Raw genomic sequence first — 3271 nt, 5'->3', positions numbered from 1 at the left:
CCCTTCCCCGGCCCGCACGGCGCGCGGGTCGAGGTGCGCGACCTCTTCTACGCCACCCCCGCCCGGCTCAAGTTCATGAAGTCCGAACGGTCCGAGGCCATGGCCATTTCGGAGGAGATCAAACGCCAGGCCATGGCGCACGAGGCCGTCGCCTTCACCCTGTCGCTGGACGGCAAGGTCGCGCTTCGCCTGCCCGCCGAACACCCCGGCGACGAGGGCCGGCTGAAACGGCTGTCGGCCCTGCTGGGTCGCGACTTCGAGGCCAACGCCCTGCTGATCGATCAGGCGCGGGACGGGGTGCGCCTGTCGGGCTACGCCGGCCTGCCCACCTATTCGCGCGGCAATGCGGCGCATCAGTATCTGTTCGTCAACGGCCGCCCGGTGAAGGACCGGCTGCTGCAAGGGGCCCTGCGCGGCGCCTATGCCGACTTTCTGGCGCGGGACCGGCACCCGGCCGCCGTCCTGTTCCTGGACATCGACCCGCTGTACGTGGACGTCAACGTCCACCCCGCCAAGGCCGAGGTCCGGTTCCGCGACCCGGCCCTGGTGCGCGGCCTGATCGTCGGCGCCCTGCGCCACGCCCTGCACGCCGCCGGCCACCGCGCCTCCACCACCGTCGCCGCCGACGCCATGGCGGGGTTCCAGCCCCACACGGGCGTCTCCACCGGACCGGCCTACAGCCCCAGTTCCCCCTCGGCCCAGGGGTTCAGCGGCTGGACCAGCTGGACCCAGCCCGCCGCCGCCGCGCAAGTCCTGCCCGGCCTCAACGAACGCAGCGCCCGCGTCGAACCCCGCTGGGACGGCCCCTCATGGCCCTCGCACCCCGCCCAAGCCAACGACCTCGCCACTGGCCACTCGCCACTCGCCACTCCCCTAGACCCCCTCGACTACCCCCTGGGCGCCGCGCGGGGTCAGCTGCACGCCAACTATATCGTGGCCCAGACCCGCGACGGCCTGGTCATCGTCGATCAGCACGCCGCCCACGAGCGGCTGGTCTATGAGCGGATGAAGGCCCAGATGGCCGAGGGGTCCGTGACCCGCCAGGCCCTGCTGACGCCCGAGGTGGTCGACCTGGACCCGGCCGAGGCCGAACGCGTCGCCTCGCGCGCCGAGGAACTGGCCGAAATGGGCCTGATCGTCGAGGCCTTCGGCGCCGGCGCCGTCCTGGTGCGCGAAACCCCGGCCATGCTGGGCGACACGGACGTCCAGGGCCTGATCCGCGACATCGCCGACGACCTGGCCGAACACGGCGCCGCCCTGTCGCTGAAGGAGCGGATGGCCGAGGTCTGCGGCACCATGGCCTGCCACGGCAGCGTCCGCTCCGGCCGCATCCTCAGCGCCCCCGAGATGAACGCCCTGCTCCGCCAGATGGAGGCCACCCCGCATTCGGGCCAGTGCAACCATGGGCGGCCGACCTATGTGGAGCTGAAGCTGCACGATCTGGAGAAGCTGTTCGGGAGGCGATAGAGGGATGGACGTCCGGCTCAAATTCCCAATCTTGCGTCCATTAAAGCTGGATGACGCCTGGATCTTAAATGGGTCGGGTGCCGAGATGTCGTTTGAGTTCACCAATGGTGAAGCTACGGCACTTGTCTTATTTTTCAAGAACCAACCAACCAGCCTTGCGCCATCAGTAAAAAAACTCGACGGCCCCATAAAGGCTGAGATTATCATCAACGGAAGCATAGAGGCAATTGGACGCCGCATCGCACAACGTTTTAGCGATTACATCAATCTATATTTCGCCGTTCCAATCGATATAAATGCAATGGAAGCGGATTATATACCTGCCAACGATGAAGAACGCGAATCCATACAAATGTTCGGGTTCAGCTCCAAGACCGTAAGGCCAAACCCGCCACTTCCCTTCGATATGATGGCGCAAGCTTTTTATGCCGTCGAAAGTAACGACGATCCGTCGTTTGCTTCTCACATGACGCGCTTGGCGCGCGAAGCGCTTATCAGCCAACAATACATAGACGCTTTCCGATTTGGATTTCTCCTTATCGAAGCGTTGTACGGAAACGGTAAGTTTCAAACTCGCGATTTGATGCGCGAACTGGTTGGGAACGCTGATTTCAAAAGCATGCTAGATCAAACGATCTTTTCGATCACAAATGATCCTGATGACAATCGTTCGGCTGCTAAACCTACCCTCACCACACATTCCACTGCGGATGCTTTAGTCAAACACCTACTCGACCGTCGTGGATTTTATTTCCACGGCAATCTGAAGCGGCAGGACGCTTGGCATCCCGACCGTCAAGCCGAGGCCAAACCAGTTGCGGAAATCGTCGTTGATCTTGCCGGGCAGATCGCGGCGGCTCACGCCTCTGCGATGTTCGAGCCAGATATTGGTCCGAGGTTCATGACCGATGCAAAATCTCAAGGAGCGGCGATGACGATCAAGGTGCAGTTCCACTTTATCGACGATGACGGACGCCAACGCACCGGGGCGATGGATTTCGAGGTTCCGGGCACAAAACCGACCAGCAAGCTGGCTATCAAAGTAAACGGCCACTTCTTGTCTTGGGCGGAAGTTGAACTCAACGGCTCGACGCTTTTATCAGCCAGAGGTTTCATCAAGGAAACGGGCGCAGAAATCTTCCGCACTCAATTTCTAAAACCTGCCGATGAGGTGGTTCCGAAAAACTAACCCCGGAACACTTAAAGGTTCCCCATGCCCTCCATCCTCTTCGTCTGCCTCGGCAACATCTGTCGCTCCCCCCTCGCCGAGGCCGCCCTCCGCGCCGAGGCCCAACGCCTGCGGCTCGACCTGATCGTCGAGTCCGCCGGCACGGGGAACTGGCATGTCGGCCATCCGCCCGATCCGCGCGCCCAGGCCGTGGCGCGCAAACATGGGATCGATATCTCCGGCTATCAGGGCCGGCAGGTGACGCCGGCCGACTTCCGCCGCTTCACCCACGTCATCGCCCTGGACCACGACAACCTGGCTGATCTGCGCCGGATCGCCCCCAGGGACGACGAAGGCGGCGCCGTCGCCGAACTCAGCCTGCTGCTCGACCACGTGCCCGGCCGCGAGGGCCAGGCCGTGACCGATCCCTATTTCGGCGACGACGCCGGGTTCGAGGTCACCTGGGCCGAGGTGACGGCGGCGGCGGAACAGCTGGCCGGGAGACTGCGCCGCACGCGCGACTGACCGCGCCCCCTCCGTCTCGCCGGCTTCGCCGGCGATCCACCTCCCCCAAGGGGGGAGGATTTCGCTCGTCGTCACCGTTCGCATTCCTCCCCCCTTGGGGGAGGGGGACCA

The 3271-nt window shown here is 63.8% G+C and carries 3 protein-coding genes; all 3 read left to right on the top strand.

All coding sequences use genetic code 11. The features are described 5' to 3' along the window. Positions 1-1467, top strand: a 1467-nt coding sequence (mutL, locus tag ER13_RS16685; RefSeq protein ID WP_035311108.1) for a DNA mismatch repair endonuclease MutL, incomplete at its 5' end; no start/stop codon positions are given. Positions 1468-1471: 4 nt separating this feature from the next. Next, complete coding sequence (locus ER13_RS16680; RefSeq protein ID WP_155988189.1) at positions 1472-2656, top strand: hypothetical protein; 1185 nt, start codon at positions 1472-1474, stop codon at positions 2654-2656. Between the two features lie 24 nt (positions 2657-2680). Beyond that, positions 2681-3160, top strand: a complete 480-nt coding sequence (locus ER13_RS16675) for a low molecular weight protein-tyrosine-phosphatase (protein ID WP_008264169.1) — start codon at positions 2681-2683, stop codon at positions 3158-3160. The last annotated feature ends 111 nt before the right edge of the window (positions 3161-3271 follow it).

Source organism: Brevundimonas sp. EAKA, assembly GCF_000698025.1.
GTDB classification, from domain to species: domain Bacteria; phylum Pseudomonadota; class Alphaproteobacteria; order Caulobacterales; family Caulobacteraceae; genus Brevundimonas; species Brevundimonas mediterranea_A.
Note: the sequence above shows the minus strand (reverse complement) of the source record. Positions and strands in the feature narration are given on the sequence as shown.

What these genes read in the sequence shown, in the direction of transcription:
- ER13_RS16680 (WP_155988189.1), top strand. Translation starts at nt 1,472, where the DNA reads ATGGACGTCCGGCTCAAATTCCCAATCTTGCGTCCATTAAAGCTGGAT.
- ER13_RS16675 (WP_008264169.1), top strand. Translation starts at nt 2,681, where the DNA reads ATGCCCTCCATCCTCTTCGTCTGCCTCGGCAACATCTGTCGCTCCCCC.